Origin of the sequence: Pararhizobium sp. (assembly GCF_035497515.1) — a bacterium.
Taxonomy (GTDB): domain Bacteria; phylum Pseudomonadota; class Alphaproteobacteria; order Rhizobiales; family Rhizobiaceae; genus Pararhizobium.
Genome location: NZ_DATJDJ010000108.1, coordinates 26,946 through 41,693, shown reverse-complemented (window position 1 = coordinate 41,693; position 14,748 = coordinate 26,946). Strand labels below are relative to the sequence as shown.

Annotated in this window: 16 protein-coding genes; 8 read left to right on the top strand and 8 right to left on the bottom strand. The window is 62.1% G+C overall.

All coding sequences use genetic code 11. The features are described from left to right. Nucleotides 1-67: 67 nt before the first annotated feature. From VL202_RS11310 to VL202_RS11290, 5 genes are read left to right on the top strand one after another with little or no spacing between them, the layout of a single operon-like run. Nucleotides 68-781 carry a WbqC family protein gene (locus VL202_RS11310; RefSeq protein WP_325464214.1) on the top strand — a complete coding sequence of 238 codons (714 nt, stop codon included), beginning with the start codon at nt 68-70 and terminating at the stop codon, nt 779-781. Continuing rightward, nucleotides 778-1,503: a class I SAM-dependent methyltransferase gene (locus tag VL202_RS11305; RefSeq protein WP_325464213.1), complete on the top strand. Its 726-nt coding sequence runs from the start codon at nt 778-780 to the stop codon at nt 1,501-1,503. Before VL202_RS11310 ends, VL202_RS11305 begins: the two co-directional genes overlap by 4 nt. Continuing rightward, complete coding sequence (locus VL202_RS11300) at nt 1,500-2,375, top strand: NAD(P)-dependent oxidoreductase (RefSeq protein WP_325464212.1); 876 nt, start codon at nt 1,500-1,502, stop codon at nt 2,373-2,375. The genes VL202_RS11305 and VL202_RS11300 overlap by 4 nt, the downstream gene beginning before the upstream one ends. Beyond that, nucleotides 2,372-3,367 carry an ATP-grasp domain-containing protein gene (locus VL202_RS11295; RefSeq protein ID WP_325464211.1) on the top strand — a complete coding sequence of 332 codons (996 nt, stop codon included), beginning with the start codon at nt 2,372-2,374 and terminating at the stop codon, nt 3,365-3,367. The genes VL202_RS11300 and VL202_RS11295 overlap by 4 nt, the downstream gene beginning before the upstream one ends. After that, nucleotides 3,364-4,053, top strand: coding sequence for a metallophosphoesterase family protein (locus VL202_RS11290; protein WP_325464210.1), 690 nt, complete (start codon nt 3,364-3,366; stop codon nt 4,051-4,053). The genes VL202_RS11295 and VL202_RS11290 overlap by 4 nt, the downstream gene beginning before the upstream one ends. Nucleotides 4,054-4,266: 213 nt before the next feature. On the opposite strand, the gene VL202_RS11285 is transcribed toward VL202_RS11290, so the two are convergent. From VL202_RS11285 to VL202_RS11275, 3 genes are read right to left on the bottom strand one after another with little or no spacing between them, the layout of a single operon-like run. Continuing rightward, complete coding sequence (locus tag VL202_RS11285; protein WP_325464209.1) at nt 4,267-5,031, bottom strand: cephalosporin hydroxylase family protein; 765 nt, start codon at nt 5,029-5,031, stop codon at nt 4,267-4,269. A gap of 19 nt (nt 5,032-5,050) precedes the next feature. Then, a complete protein-coding gene (locus VL202_RS11280) occupies nt 5,051-6,223 on the bottom strand; it encodes a DegT/DnrJ/EryC1/StrS family aminotransferase (protein ID WP_325464208.1) in 1,173 nt (390 codons plus the stop codon). Then, the gene (locus VL202_RS11275) at nt 6,220-7,347 is read right to left on the bottom strand and encodes a hypothetical protein (protein WP_325464207.1); all 1,128 of its coding nucleotides are present in this window, start codon (nt 7,345-7,347) and stop codon (nt 6,220-6,222) included. Before VL202_RS11275 ends, VL202_RS11280 begins: the two co-directional genes overlap by 4 nt. Nucleotides 7,348-7,792: 445 nt before the next feature. Between VL202_RS11275 and VL202_RS11270 the strand changes: the two genes are divergently transcribed. After that, on the top strand, nt 7,793-8,359 hold the full coding sequence (locus VL202_RS11270; RefSeq protein ID WP_325464206.1) for a transglutaminase-like cysteine peptidase: 567 nt from the start codon (nt 7,793-7,795) through the stop codon (nt 8,357-8,359). 84 nt (nt 8,360-8,443) lie between these two features. On the opposite strand, the gene VL202_RS11265 is transcribed toward VL202_RS11270, so the two are convergent. From VL202_RS11265 to VL202_RS11245, 5 genes are all read right to left on the bottom strand, one after another. After that, entirely contained in the window at nt 8,444-9,613 is a 1,170-nt protein-coding gene (locus VL202_RS11265) for a M20 aminoacylase family protein (RefSeq protein WP_325464205.1), read from the bottom strand. Nucleotide 9,614: 1 nt separating this feature from the next. Then, nucleotides 9,615-10,469: an ABC transporter permease gene (locus VL202_RS11260; RefSeq protein ID WP_414692840.1), complete on the bottom strand. Its 855-nt coding sequence runs from the start codon at nt 10,467-10,469 to the stop codon at nt 9,615-9,617. Next, entirely contained in the window at nt 10,466-11,194 is a 729-nt protein-coding gene (locus VL202_RS11255) for an ABC transporter permease (protein WP_325464204.1), read from the bottom strand. Before VL202_RS11255 ends, VL202_RS11260 begins: the two co-directional genes overlap by 4 nt. Nucleotides 11,195-11,401: 207 nt before the next feature. After that, the gene (locus VL202_RS11250) at nt 11,402-12,184 is read right to left on the bottom strand and encodes a transporter substrate-binding domain-containing protein (RefSeq protein WP_325464203.1); all 783 of its coding nucleotides are present in this window, start codon (nt 12,182-12,184) and stop codon (nt 11,402-11,404) included. Nucleotides 12,185-12,219: 35 nt separating this feature from the next. Further along, on the bottom strand, nt 12,220-12,993 hold the full coding sequence (locus VL202_RS11245; protein ID WP_325464202.1) for an ABC transporter ATP-binding protein: 774 nt from the start codon (nt 12,991-12,993) through the stop codon (nt 12,220-12,222). Between the two features lie 211 nt (nt 12,994-13,204). Here VL202_RS11245 and VL202_RS11240 point away from each other — a divergent pair, with 211 nt between their 5' ends. Next, on the top strand, nt 13,205-14,083 hold the full coding sequence (locus VL202_RS11240) for a dimethylarginine dimethylaminohydrolase family protein (protein WP_325464201.1): 879 nt from the start codon (nt 13,205-13,207) through the stop codon (nt 14,081-14,083). Then, nucleotides 14,080-14,739, top strand: coding sequence for a TetR family transcriptional regulator C-terminal domain-containing protein (locus VL202_RS11235; protein ID WP_325464200.1), 660 nt, complete (start codon nt 14,080-14,082; stop codon nt 14,737-14,739). Before VL202_RS11240 ends, VL202_RS11235 begins: the two co-directional genes overlap by 4 nt. The last annotated feature ends 9 nt before the right edge of the window (nt 14,740-14,748 follow it).

Below are 14,748 nucleotides of genomic sequence, written 5' to 3'. Positions count from 1 at the left end.
CATTGTCCGGAGAGCCGTTGCCACGGCTGGCTTCTCGGACAGGAAGTCGGGACTGCTTGAACGGATCATGAGCCGGAATATCGTTATCTCACAGTCGATGTATTTCCCCTGGGTGGGTCTGCTGGAGCAGATCCGGCTGGCGGATGTCTTCGTGCATTATGACGACGTGCAATATTCCAAGGGCAGCTTCAGCAACCGCGTCCAGGTGAAAGGCGTCTATGGCGTCAGCTGGATGACGGTGCCGCTACGCGATTATCATTTCGGCCAGCGGATCGACGAGGTCATGCTCGACGAGCGCACGGACTGGCGCAGCCGGCACCGCGAAACCCTGCGGCAGGCGTATCTGAAGGCGCCGTTCCGTGCGGAGATGCTTGATTTAGTCGACCGCGTTTTCGCGCAGGAGGCCGAAACGGTCGCTGATATCTCACGCCTGTCGATGCTGGAACTCGCAGCCTATTTCAATCTCAACCCGCGTTTCCTCTCGTCGGAGGCCTTGCCTGTTCCAGGCGCGAGCAGCGAGCGGGTCTGCGATATCGTCGAGCATCTGGAAGGTACGGCCTACATTACCGGCCACGGTGCCCGGCATTACCTGAATCACGACCTGTTCGAGGAAAAGGGCATTTCCGTCGAATATATGCGCTACGAGCGCACGCCCTATCCGCAATTGCACGGCGACTTCACCCCTTATGTGACTGCATTGGACCTGATCGCCAATTGCGGTGTGGAAGGCGCTGCCATGATAAATTCGGGAACGATCGGTTGGAAGGAATTCACGCAATGACGACAGAAAATCTGGATGCAGTCACATCCGAGTATCGTCCGAATGCCGCAACGGCCATCGAAAACGATCTCATCCTCAACTGGTATCCGGAGCGCATCATCAAGCGTTTCGGCAAGGTGGGTTCTATCCTGGAACTCGGGATCGGCCATGGCTACACGCCCGGCCTGTTCAATGCCGCCTGCGATCGCCACGTGATCATCGAGGGCTCGCAACTGGTCATCGATCTCTTCAAGGAGAAGAGCCCGGATTTCGCCGGCGAGGTGGTGTTTTCCTATTTTGAGAATTTCGAGACCGACGAGCGTTTCGATGTCATCGTCATGGGCTTCATCCTCGAACATGTCGATGACCCCGGCCTGCTGCTGGAGCGCTTCAAGACATTCCTGAAGCCCGGCGGCCGCATCTTCGTCGCCGTTCCCAATGCCAAGTCGATGAACCGGCGCCTCGGCGTGGAACTCGGCAAGATCGACGATATCTATAGCCTCAACGCCAATGACCATGCGCTCGGCCACAAGCGGCAGTATTGCCGCGATACGCTGAAGCAGGAAATGCAGGATCATGGTTACGCGGTGAGCCTGGAGGAGGGCATCTACCTGAAGCCGCTGCCGCTGGCGGTGCTGAAGACGCTGCCGGACTTCCAGGAGAACCTCGATGCGATGCTGCGGGTCGGCATCGACTTCCCGGACCTCTGCGTTGCCCTCCTGATGGAAGCCACGCTGCAATGAAAACCGCCGCCGTCGTCGGCGCGCGCTCGATGCTCGGCGGTGAGCTGGTGAAGCGGCTGCATGAGCGGGGCATCGCGACGGTGACCATCGGGCGTTCCGAGAACGATGATATCGCCTTCGACCTTACGGACGCCGCGGTTTCGGTTCCCGCCTCGATCAACGCCGATGTTGTGTTCCACTGTGCCGCGAGCTTTGCCGGCGACAGCGATGACGGGTTCCGGCAGAATTTCGCGGCCAATGCGGAAAGCGCCTTCGCCGTTGCCGGGCTTGTCCGCGATCTCAAGGCGACTGCTCTCATCTATGCCGGATCGGCCTCGTCCGATCGCACGCTCGATCCCGGCAATTTCACCTCCTATGGCCTGAGCAAGGGCATTGCCGAACAGCTGTTCGATTGGGCGCTGCAGCGTCAGAAAATACGGTTCTGCAGCCTGCGCTTTACGCAGCTGTTCGATGTCGGGGGCCGCTGCTGCGATCACCAGGCTTGGTTCGGCCGGATCATCGCCTATGCGTCGCGGGGCGAGGATATAAGCATGCCGCGATCGGATGGTGTGCGCAATTTCCTGCATGTGCGCGATGCCGCCGACGTGATGATCCGGGCCGCCGAAAGCCAGGTGGCGGGCGTGCTCGATATTGCCCATCCGGAATCGCTGACGATCGAGCAGATCGCCGATCTTGCCTTCAATGTCTTCGGGCAGGGCGGTCGTTCCGTCATCGTGCCGGAGAAGACACCGTTCCGGCCGATCCACTTTCCTGATGGCGCCGACGCTTTCGCGCGACTGGGACTTCATCCCGCAATCGGCATGCGCGATGGCATCGCGATGATCCGCGATGCCGGGACGGCGCCGGCCTTTGGACCCATGGACCTGACATGACGATGCATGCAACGAAGAAACCCGGAGAAGCGATCACCGTCGTCGTAACGGCGGTCGGAGCGCTGATCGGGCAGGGGATCATCCGGTCGCTGCGCCTGTCGGGGCTCAAGATGCGTGTCATCGGCGTCGATCGTGATGCGAACGGCATCGGGCGCTACTGGTGCGATACATTCTTCGCCAAACCGGCGTTTGATGAGGATTCGGAGGCCTATCTGGATTTCTGGACGGACCTGTTGCGCGACGAGGCGGTTGATCTCGTCCTGCCGGGGCTCGAACTCGACGTGCTGTTCTTCAGCCGCAACCGGGCAGCCTTTGCCGAACTCGATGCCCGCATCGTCCTCAACGGCTCCGCCGTCATCGAGTTGGCGCAGGACAAGTGGGATTTCGGTCTCGAACTGGAGCGGCTGGGCTTGCCGGCCATTCCCGCGCTCCTCGGCGCCGGCTTTGCGGATTGCGTGCGCGACCTCGGCCTGCCGCTTCTCTTGAAGCCTCGGCAAGGCAACGGTTCGCGCGGCATCGCGGTCCTGAAGGACGAGGACGATTTCAACTACTGGAGCCGCAAGAGCAGCGACGAATTCCTGATCCAGAAATTCATCGGCAACGACGAGCAGGAATTCACCGTCGGTGCCTTTGGTTTCGGTGACGGCACGGCTCTGCCGCCGATCGTCTTCCGCCGCAAGCTTTCCGTCGCCGGCAATACGCAATATGCCGAGGTGGTGGACCATCCCGTGCTGGCCGACACGGTAGAGAAACTGGCGGCGATCTTCAGGCCGGTCGGCCCGACCAACTACCAGTTCCGCATGGATGGGGAGACGCCCTATCTGCTCGAGATCAATCCGCGCTTTTCCAGCAGCACGTCGCTGCGGGCCGCCTTCGGTTATAATGAGGCCGTCATGTCGGTCGAGTATTACCTGTGGGGTCAGCGGCCGGCGGCTCCCGATATCCGCCCCGGACGCGGCTGGCGCTATTACGAAGACTATGTGGTGACATGATCGCAATCATCTCCGACGTTCACGGCAATCTCCCGGCGCTTACGGCCGTGCTGGACAAGATCGATGCACTCGGCTGCGACAGCATCCTCTCGCTCGGCGATGTCGTCGGCTATTACGCGCAACCCGGCGAATGCGTCGATCTTTTGCGCGCGCGCGGTGTCGTCAACATTCTCGGCAATCACGATCATTATATCGTCAGCGGCGAGGGCTGCCCGCGTTCCAGGCTGGTCTCCGATATCACCGAATACCAGCGTGGCATCATCTCTCCCGCGCAGGTGGCGTGGCTGGCGCAGTCAAAGCCCTATGTCATAGACGGGACGACCTATTTCACCCATGGCGGCTGGCGCGATCACGTCGACCAGTACCTCTACCAGATATCGGAAACGGATCTGCCGGAGGGGGCGGAGACCTTCTTTGCCGGCCATACGCATGTGCAGGTCCGGCTCGACGTCAATGGCCGGACCTTCTGCAATCCCGGCGCCGTTGGCCAGCCCCGCGACGGCGATTGCCGCGCGGCGTTTGCTACGTTCGAGGACGGGCTGATCGAACTGCGCCGGGTCGACTACGATATCGACGAGACGGCTTTTCATATGAAAGCGGCAGGCTTCCCGGCGCGCTGCTACGAAAATCTCTATATCGGCGCCCAGATTGGCGGCCGGATCGACAGGATCACGCTGGCGGGGTGATGGGGTCGCACGGCGCTTCCGAGAATGCTGACGAACTCAATTATTCCGTATCGCTTGCGTTTTGAGGGCCTTCCGTCCGAAATCCGGGCAATCTCCCCCTTGAGGGGGAGATGTCGCGAAGTGACAGAGGGGACGAGCCTCCTCAACCTCGGAGTCGATCAGCCGGTCCGCGATAAGCCAAGGGAAGACCGCTCGCAGAAAACTTGAAAATCCTCAACCCGCGTCCGGCAAGCGAACGCAGTAGCCGCCGGGTGAAGAGGCCAGCACGAGCTTGCCATTGATGACGGGATCGACGTGGAAACGGTCGGTTTCCTTAAGGTAGTCGTTCAGTGCGCTTAGCGGCTCGTCGCCGGTAAACCAGGTCTTTGAACGCTTCTTCGGCGCCTGTTCGGCGCTCCAGTGGGCGGCGGCGGTGTCGGCGACGACGAGGTAGCAGCCTTCCGTGACCAAAGGGCCGTAGGCGCGGCATTCGGCGAGCACATGCTTGTAGGAATGGTCGCTGTCGAGCACGACCATCACGCGGGCGCCCTGCGGAATGAGATCGCGGACGGCCTGCATCGTGCTGTCGTCGACGGAGCCGCCTTCGATGAGCGCGATGCGGCTCGCCATCGGATGGGTCTCGATCGCTTCGCGGTTGTGGGCGCGGATGTCGATATCGACGCCGATCACCTTGCCCTTGTCATTGCCGGTCATGGCCAGCAGCGAGGCCATGAAGATCATCGAGCCGCCGCGCGCGACGCCGGTTTCGATGATGATGTCGGGTCGGGTGTTCCAGATGACTTCCTGCGTCGCCATGATGTCGGCGGGCAACTGGATGATCGGAACGCCCATCCAGCTCCAGAGATAGGAATAGTCGTAGGCATCGAGCGCCAGCATCGTGTCGATCGACTGCTTGAAGACCTTCTCGTCCTTGCCCAGCGCCAGGCACATTGCTTCCTTATGCGCTTCGAACTCCTGGCGGTCGTCTTTGGTGGTCATGGAATGTTATGCCTTTGCTTCAAGCGGATTTCGCCAGGCGTTGTTCGCCGGGCAGGGCAGCCGTGGAACGGCTGTCGATCAGGCCGATGACGACATCCGCCACACGGGTTATCTCGTCCTCGGTCATGTCATGATAGCTGGGCAGGTTGATGGCCCGCTCCGGAATATCCCAGGCATGCCGGTTGCCGCGTTTCTCTTCGAACATCGGCAGGCTGCTCAGCGGATGGAAGAACACGCGCGCATCGATATTGGCGTCATTGAAGGCCTGCTGCAGCATGTCGCGGGTAATACCGAGGTCGCGGTCGAACACAACGGTCGGCATCCATGCGCCGTTGACGGTATCAGGTGCTTCCGGATTGAGGCTGACGCTCTGGTAGGCCTTGAGCTTTTCGGCGTAGCGTTGAAGGATCTCGCGCTTGCGGGCGATCAGCCCGTCGATGCGTTCCAGCTGGCCGCAGCCGAGTGCGGCCTGGATATTCGACATCTTGTACTTGAAGCCGACATCATCTGGCCAGAACTGCTTCTTCTGGCTGCGGGCGCGGCCGTGATTGCTGAGCGTCAGGACCTTTTCGAACAGGGCGCTGTCGCTGGTGACGAACATGCCGCCTTCGCCTGTCGTCAGCGTCTTGGTGCCGTGGAACGAGAAGGTGCCGAAAATGCCCATGGAGCCGGCGCGGCGGCCATGCCATTCAGAGCCGATCGCTTCCGCCGCATCCTCGACGACGGGGATGGAATGCCGGCGGCCGATCTCCAGCAGGCGGTCCATGTCGCAGAGGTTGCCGTAGATATGGGTGGCGATGATCGCCTTGGTCTTGCGGGTGATATGGCGCTCGACGTCATCGGGATCGATGCACCAGCTGTCGGGATTCACATCGACGAAGACGGGCGTCGCGCCAAGATGGACGATCGGGGCAGCCGTCGCGATCCAGTTGGTATCGGCGAGAATGACTTCGTCGCCGTCGCCGGCGCCGATGCCGAGTGCCGCCAGGCCCATATGCATGGCGCCGGTGCAGCTCGATGTGGCGATCGCATGGGCAGCGCCGAGATGGCGGCGAAAACCGTCCTCGAAGCGGACGATATAATCGTAGCAGCGCTCACCCCAGCCGTTTGCGGCGGCATCGCTCGCATAAGCCACTTCCAGCTCGGTGATCGAGGGCTTGGTGTAAGCGATGCGGGAGGGAGTGCCAGTCATGCGATCACTTTTTCACCGTCGCGAACGACGCCGCCGCAGATCAGCCCGATGGGCGCCAGCATCAGCCGGACCGTGTCGTAGAATTCGCCGGCATCCTGCGCGCCGCCGAGGAAGCGATCGACCAGGAGCGCCTTGCCATGCAGGCCGCGCCGCGTGTCCTGCGAACGGACCTCGCGGAATTCCGGACGGAAATGCGGAGCGAGATGGCCGCCCTCGAATTCGCGCAGCGCCGCGAAATAGGCGTTGCCCTTGGCCATGAAGGCCTCGCGGCTGGTTTCCATCATGCATTCGATCGTCAGCGCGCGCACGAAGGCTTCGGTGTTGCCGGACCAGGGCGAGCCCAGTTCGCGCAGGACATGGAACTGCACTTCCGCCACCGCGCCGGCAAGACCGAGGCCGGAATGGAAGGGGAAGTTCCATTCGTGGCGCGGCGTCTCGGCCATGTAAGGCGAGGTGCTGATCGCCGACATCGGGCGGGCGCAGAAGGCGAGTTCATTGGCAAACAACGCGACCCTGGCAGCCCATTCATACTGCGGCAGCGGCGTCGACCAGTCCCGCATTTCCGGCAGTTCCCGCAGGGCGTCGACGAGGGAACGGCGGATGGCGGCGTGATAGAGCCCGAACGGCATTTTCGGAACGCTGAGGCTGTTTTCCCAGCAGAAGAAGGCCTTGAGCATCGCGGTCTTGTCGAGCGTTTCGATCTGGTAACCGGCGGGAATGGCGACGGAACTCGTCTTGCCGCGCTCGGCATGGCGATCGATCTGGAAGGCGTTCCAGGCCAGCGCATCGACATCAGGCGAATGGGTTTCGAGGTAGGCGACCATGACGGCGAGGTCGCTTTCGATCATGTCTCCGGGCTTCACCAGGGTCACCCAGTTGCCGGTGGTGGCTGCGACAGCCTCGCGCCAGAGGGCCTGGGGGCTGATGCCCGCTTCTGCATCGATGACGCGAACGCGGGCATCGCCGGTCGCGAGGCTGAGAAGCGCCTCGGACATGACCATGTCAACGGGCCGGGCGATGACGATCTCGATATCGGCGGCGCTGTTTTCCGTGAGTGCCGTCACCAGCGGCAGGACATCCTGCATGGCGGCGTCCAGGGGAATGCAGATCGCGAGTTGTGTCATGGCTTGCCTCGTGACGTCAGCGGGATTCGGGGAGCCGCGAATCCGGAATTGGTCACGCCAGCAGGCAAGTAACGTCCGCGTGGAGGAGGGTGCGGTCCTGTCTCCTGCCGGAAGCCATTGCCTGCTGACATGTGCTTTTAGAGGTAACGCGGGAAACTTGAGCGAGGCTTTGCATCGGCGAGGGAAGTCGACCGGTCGCCTTTTCATCAACTTGTCGGCTGTTTTGAAGCTGATTTTCTTAAAAATGCGGATTGTGTAAAATTGTACGCATCGATTTAAGCGGCCCGCAAACTGTGCCGGCTATGGTCATCTCATCGGAGAACGGAACCAGCCACACGGTTTCGCAGCATGACGCTTTCGCCGCAGCCGGAATGAATCCGGCGCCTTAAAAACTCGACGCTGTCCGGACAGGGGCAGACGAGCGGGATAAAACAGGGACAGGGGCATGTTGAAAAAAGTTCTCGCTGCGATCGCAATGTCGATCGGTCTTGTCGCCACGGCCGCCGCACCTTCGCAGGCCATGAGCATTTCTTCCGCCGCCCGCTCCATCAGCGCGACCGTGCCGGTCCGCAATGTCGAGTTCAGCGAGCGCACCAAGCTTTCCTACCAGCTCTTCTGCCTGCAATATGGCAACGAGTGCCGCACCTCGAGCCGCAACGTCATCGCCTATACCAACAAGCTGCGCACGGTGCTGGCCTCCGTCAACCGCACGGTCAACCGCGCCATGCCGACGATCCGCGCCCAGCGTGAGTTCCTGTCGCTGAACCAGTTGCCCGGCACAAGCGACGAATATGCGATGATGAAGCGAAGCCACCTGATCCGCGCCGGCCTGCCGGCAGGCGCCATGCGGGTCGCCAGCGTCATGACGCCGGAAGGTCGCAGCCATTCGGTTCTGGTCATCACCACGTCGAGCGGCGAGTTCGTGCTCGATCATCGGCAGGCTTCGATCATGAAGCGTCGTGACGCTGGCTACAGCTTCGCAGCGCTCAGCACCGTCCGTTTCTTCGACTGAGCATTTTCGACTTCAAAGTTTACTGACGACTGTCCCGACTTGCCGCAGGAATTGTCCCTTCCTGCGGCCTTTTTCTGTTTGGGCTCATGCTCGGGCGAGATAGGCTTCCGCCAGCTCCGTCCAGAAGGCGGCGCCGATCGGCAAGAGGTCGTCGTTGAAATTGTAGCCGGGGTGGTGCAACGACTTTTCCTGTCCGGTGACGCTGGAGCCGAGGAAGAAATAGGTACCGGGCTTTTCCTGCAGCATGAAGGCAAAGTCCTCGCTGCCCATGAACGGTCGTTCCAGATCGACCACCTTGTCCCTGCCGGCAAAGCGCACGGCGAGATCGCGGACGAAATCCGTCTCGGCCTTATGATTGATGGTGGCATCATAGCTGCGCTGGTAATCGACCGTCGCGGTCATGCCAAAACTTTCCGCCTGGTTTTCGGCGACCATGCGGATGCGGCGCTCCAGCTCGTCGCGCACCTTCGGATCGAAGGAACGGATGCCGACGACGATCTCGGCGCGTTCGGGAATGATGTTGCTGGCCGAGCCGCTGTGGAACGAGCCGACGGTAATCACGGTCGGGTCCATCGGATGGATGTTGCGCGAGACGATCGATTGCAGGGCCATGACGATCGAGGCGCCGCAGACGATGGGATCGGCGGTTTCCTGCGGCTCGGCGCCATGGCCGCCGAGGCCGTGGACTGTGATCTTCGCTTCATCGACCGCTGCCATGATCGGACCTTCGCGCAGCGCGAACTGGCCGAAGGGCAGGCCGGGCTCGTTGTGGAGCGCAAAGACGGCATCGCAGGGGAACCTGTCGAACAGGCCGTCGTCCATCATGATCCTGGCGCCACCGAAATTCTCCTCGGCCGGCTGGAAGATCAGGTGCACGGTGCCATCGAAATTCTTCCGCTCGGCAATGGCGCGGGCCGCACCCAGAAGCATCGTCGTATGGCCATCATGGCCGCAGGCATGCATCAGGCCGGGTGTCTTCGACGCGTAGTCAAGCCCGGTTTCCTCGAAGATCGGCAGCGCATCCATATCGGCGCGGATGCCGATCGAGCGCTCGCTCGTGCCGTTCTTCAAGGTGGCGACGAGGCCCGTCTTCGCCAGGCCGCGGGTCACGGTGTAGCCGAGGCTTTCGAGACAGGTGGCGACGAAGCTTGAGGTCCGAACCTCCTCGAGTCCCAGTTCCGGATGGGCATGCAGATCACGGCGGATAGCCACAAGTTCCGGCATGGCGTTGGTCAGATTGATGTTCAGGGTCATATCAGGCACCACGCGTTGGTATGCGGTTTTCAAGAGTGCGGAAGGCCATGACGAGTATTCCCGTCAGGCACATGTAGATGAGCGCGAGCAGGAGCAGCGGTTCATAGGTAATGAAGGTATCCTGCCGGACCTTGGAGATGACGGCATAGACGTCGATGACGGTGATGGTCGCAACCAGCGGCGTGGCCTTCAGCTGCAGCACGGTTTCGCCGTTCAGCGTCGGCAGGGCGCGGTGGATGGCGCGCGGCAGCCAGATGCGGCGGAACACGGTCCAGCGGTTCATGCCATACGCCCTCGCTGCCTCGAGTTCGCCGGAAGGCACGCCGGCAAAGGCGCCGCGCATGATCTCGCCCTCGTAAGCCGCGAAGGAAATCGTCAGCGCCGCCACGCCATAAGGCCAGGATTCGCGCAGATAGGGCCAGAGGAACGACTGGCGGATGGCCGGGAATTGCGGGAACAGCGAGCCGAGGCCGTAATAGAGAAGCCAGAGCTGCAAAAGCAGCGGCGTGCCGCGAATGACGGTGCAGAAGGTTTTCGCCAGCGCCTTCAGCGGCCAGGGACCGGTCACCTGCACGAGACCGAGCGGCACGGCGAGAAGGAAGCCGAGGATCGAGGTGCTGAACAGCATCAGCAGTGTCACCACGATGCCGTAACCAAGCTTCGGCAGATATTGCGGGAGCCAGTCCCAGCGCATGAACCAGGCGATGCAGAAGACGAGTATGGCGGCGATCAGGATCAGGACGATCCGGTGCGGCTTGAAAAAGCTCTCCGCCTTCGGCAGGTCCTCCGGCAGGATCGCCATGGCATGGGTGGTGACCTCGGCCGGTGTCGTGTCTGGGAGCGGAAAGCCGGTCATGCCTGCTCCACGAAGCCGCGCCGCGCGCGGCGCTCGATGATCTTGATGACGAGATCGGATACCAGCGTCAGCGCCAGATAGAGCGCGCCGGCGGCACAGAAGAACAGGAGATAGGCCTTGGTCGCCCCGGCTGCCTGGCGGGTGACCAGCGTCAGTTCGGAAAAGCCGACGACGGCAAGAAGGGCGGTGTCCTTGGTGGCGATCAGCCAGAGATTGGAAAGGCCGGGAATGGCATAGGGCAGCATCGCCGGCAGGGTGATGCGGGTCATCACCTTGGTCGGCGACATGCCATAGGCGCGCGCGGCCTCGATCTGCCCGGCCGGCACGGCCTTGATGGCGCCGCGCAGGACTTCGGTGGAATAGGCGCCCTGGACGATGCCGATGACGAAGATGCCGGCGACAAGGCCACTGATATCCACCTGGCCGACTCCCAAGAAACCGAGCAGATGGTTGAGCAGATCGGTACCCGCATAATAGAGCAGCAGGATAAGGACGAGCTCGGGCACGGCGCGCACGATCGTCGTATAGCATTCCATCAGGTCGCGCGTGATCGGGCCGCCATAGAGCTTGCCGACCGCGCCGCCAATGCCGAGCGCCAGCCCGAACGCATAGCCGCCGGCGGCGATGATGATGGAATTCAACAGCCCATTGAGCAGCACGCCGCCCCAGCCAGGCGGTTCGAGCGCCAGCAGGCTCCAGTTGATGAGGGATGCGGGATCAGCCATGGTTCCTCGTTGAATGGGGCTTTTCGCGTAGGACGCGGCTCACCCCCTCTGTCACTTCGTGACATCTCCCCCACAAGGGGGGAGATCATTCTTTTCCCTTATCGCAACCGGGTAAGGGAGGCACAGGGCGCACGGAACATCTCCCCCACAAGGGGGAGATGTCGGCGTCGCCGACAGAGGGGGTATCCCTCCGCGGGCGTTGTGCGATCACTCGCCGTAGATATTGAAGTCGAAATATTTCTTCGAGAAGGTGTCGTAGGTGCCGTTCTCGCGGATCGCCTTGATGGCCGCGTTCAGCTTGCCCTTCAGTTCGTCTTCGCCCTTGCGGATGCCGATGCCGACGCCGGCGCCGAGGATGGCCGGATCGTCCTTGACGTTGCCCTTCAGGTCGCAGCATGCCTTGCCTTGGTCGGTGGCGAGGAAAGCGCCGAGCGCGATCGCGTCGGCCTGAACGGCATCGAGGCGGCCGGCGGCCAGATCGTTGTTGGCTTCGTCCTGCGTCTGGTATTCCTTCACCGTCGCGCCGTTCTCGCCGAAATACTTGTTGGCGTAATCCTGGTGGACGGTGGAGACCTGAACGCCGATGGTCTTGCCTTTGAGGCCTTCAGGCGTGGCTTCGAAGGCGACGTCCTTCGGCCCGATGACGCCGGTCGGCGTGTTGTAGTACTTGTCGGAGAAATCGATGGTCTTCAGGCGTTCCTCGGTGATCGACATCGAGCCGATGATCATGTCGATCTTCTTGGAGGTCAGGGCTGGAATGATCCCATCCCAGGCGACGGGCGTGACCACGCATTCCAGCTTGGCCTCGGCGCAGATGGCCTTCTGGAACTCCACTTCCCAGCCTTCCCAGTTGCCTGAGGCATCCGGCGAGGTGAAGGGCGGATAGGGCTCGGCGGCAAAGCCGACCTTGACCGGATCCGCAACGGCGGCACCGGCGGCGGCCACGCCGAGAGCGAGCGACAGAGCAATGGTTGTGAGCGTCTTTTTCATGCTGTTTCCCTTTTTGGTTTTTGCAGTTTTTGATTTTAGTGAATGGAACTGATGAACCTTTTCAGCTTTTCGGACTTCGGCGACCCGAAGATCTCGTCCGGCGGCCCCTGTTCCTCGATGACGCCATCGGCCAGGAAGACGATGTGATTGGCGACGTTGCGCGCAAACTTCATCTCGTGGGTGACGAGGATCATCGTGCGCTTTTCCTTGGCAAGATCGCCGATGACGGTCAGCACCTCGCCGACCAGTTGCGGGTCGAGCGCCGAGGTCGGTTCGTCGAACAGCATGACCAGCGGCTGGATCGCCAAGGCCCGGGCGATCGCCGCGCGCTGCTGCTGGCCCCCCGACAGGAAGGCCGGATAGGCGTCGCGTTTCTCGAACAGGCCGACGCGGCGCAAGAGCGCCTCGGCCGTGTCGATCGCTTCCGCCTTCGACTTGCCGAGCACGTGGACGGGAACCTCGATGACATTCTGGAGGATGGTCATGTGCTGCCAGAGATTGAAGCTCTGGAACACCATGCCGAGTTGGGTGCGCAGCCGTTCGACTTGCTTGCGATCGGCCGGCATCTGACCGCCGCGGCCGTCATTCTTCATGACGATCGTCTCGCCGTGGATGGTGACCGTGCCGGCTGTCGGCAGTTCCAGCATGTTGATGCAGCGCAGGAAGGTCGACTTGCCGGAGCCGGAGCCGCCGATAATGGCGATCACGTCTCCCTGGTTGGCTGTCAGCGAAACGCCCTTGAGCACTTCAAGCGGCCCGAAGCGTTTGTGGAGTTGTGAGACCGCAATTGCCTGGGCTGGTTTCGTCATGAAAGATCTGCCCCTATGAGGCAGAGAGCCGGCTTCGAACGCATGAAAACAGTTCCCCTGGTTTTCTTTTCGTGCGGCATTTTTGCCTGTCACGCTGTTCCATGAAAACCATCGTGGCACTTGTGCAGAAATTATTCAACCGTATAATAACGCCGACGCTGCATTTTCTGGCAGCCCCTCCACATGATCAAATTTCCGACAGGAGTAGACGATGACGGCTTATGGTTCGCAGGAGATGTCGGCCAATCTGGTGCGTGTGCTGATGCGCCGGCCGGGCGCAAGCCTTGCTTCGGCTGATCCTGCGCAATGGCATTATGGCCCGACATTCGATGGCGAGAAGGCCGTGCGGCAATATGCGGAATTCGCCGGCCTGGTGGAAAAGTCCGGCGCCGAAATCCTCTGGCTGGAAGACAAGGGCGACGGCCTGGCCGATGCCATGTTCACCCATGACCCCTCGCTGATGTCCAACCATGGCGCGATCATCCTGCGCATGGGCAAGCCGCTCCGGGAAAAGGAAACGGCGCTGCACGAAGCCGCCTACAAGAAGGCCGGCATCCCGATCCTGGGGCGCATCGTCTCGCCCGGTACGGTGGAGGGCGGCGACTGCATCTGGCTCGATGCCGAGACGCTGATCGTCGGCCGCGGCGTGCGCACCAACGAGGAGGGTATTTCCCAACTCACGGAAATGTTGGCGCCGCATGGCATCGACGTGCTCGGCTACGACCTGCCGCTCTGGCATGGCGAGGAAGCCTGCCTGCACCTGATGTCGGTGATGAGCCCGCTGTCGCGCGATCTGGCGCTGGTTTTCGCGCCGCTCCTGCCGGCCGCCTTCTACCAGTTGCTGAAGGAATGGGGCATCACCATGATCGAGGCTCCGGCCGACGAATTCCATGCCAGCAACGGTTTGAGCCTCAACGTCCTGCCGGTTCGCCCCAACGAGGTGATCATGGTGGCGGGCTTTCCCAAGACCAAGGCGGCGATGGAAGCGGCCGGTTGCAAGGTCGAGACCTTCGAGGCCGACGCGCTCTGCATCGCCTGCGAGGGCGGCCCGACCTGCCTGACGCGGCCGGTGCTGCGACGGGCCGCATGAACCGCCGGACGTTCCATCGCGCGCCGGAGGGAGAGCGGCGGCAGGAACTGATCGAGGCCACGCTCGACACGATCGCCGAGCTTGGCCTGAAGGGCGCGACGGTCCGCCAGATCGCCATCCGCGCCGGCGTCACGGCGGGCCTCGTCCGGCACTATTTCGATTCCAAGGACCAGATGGTGGCCGAGGCCTATCGCTCGGTGCTGGCGGGTTTCGCGGCCAAGGCCGGGGATATCGAGGGTGACCCGCGCACGCGGCTGCGCCGGTTCATCACGCTCAACCTCACCGCGCCGGTGGCGAACGGCCGCAGCCTGTCGCTCTGGGCCTCGTTCATCAGTCAGGTGCGGGTGGACCCGGACCTTGCCGTCATCCACCGCGAGGGCTATCTGGGCTTCCGCAACGACCTGCAGGGGCTGATCGGCGATTTCCTGCGGTCGGAGGAGCGTCCCGACAGCGAGGCCGATTGCCGCCGTTATGCGATCGCCATCAACGGCATGATCGACGGGCTCTGGCTGGAAGGCTGCCTTGCGGGCGAACTGTTCGAGGAGGCCGAGCTGGTCTCGATCGCCCTGTCCTCGATCGAGGCGTTGCTGAGCCTTTCGCTCGGCACATACGAAACGTCCGGCGGGGCCTCTGGCCGCGCCGCCGAAACAGTCTGATATCCAGGA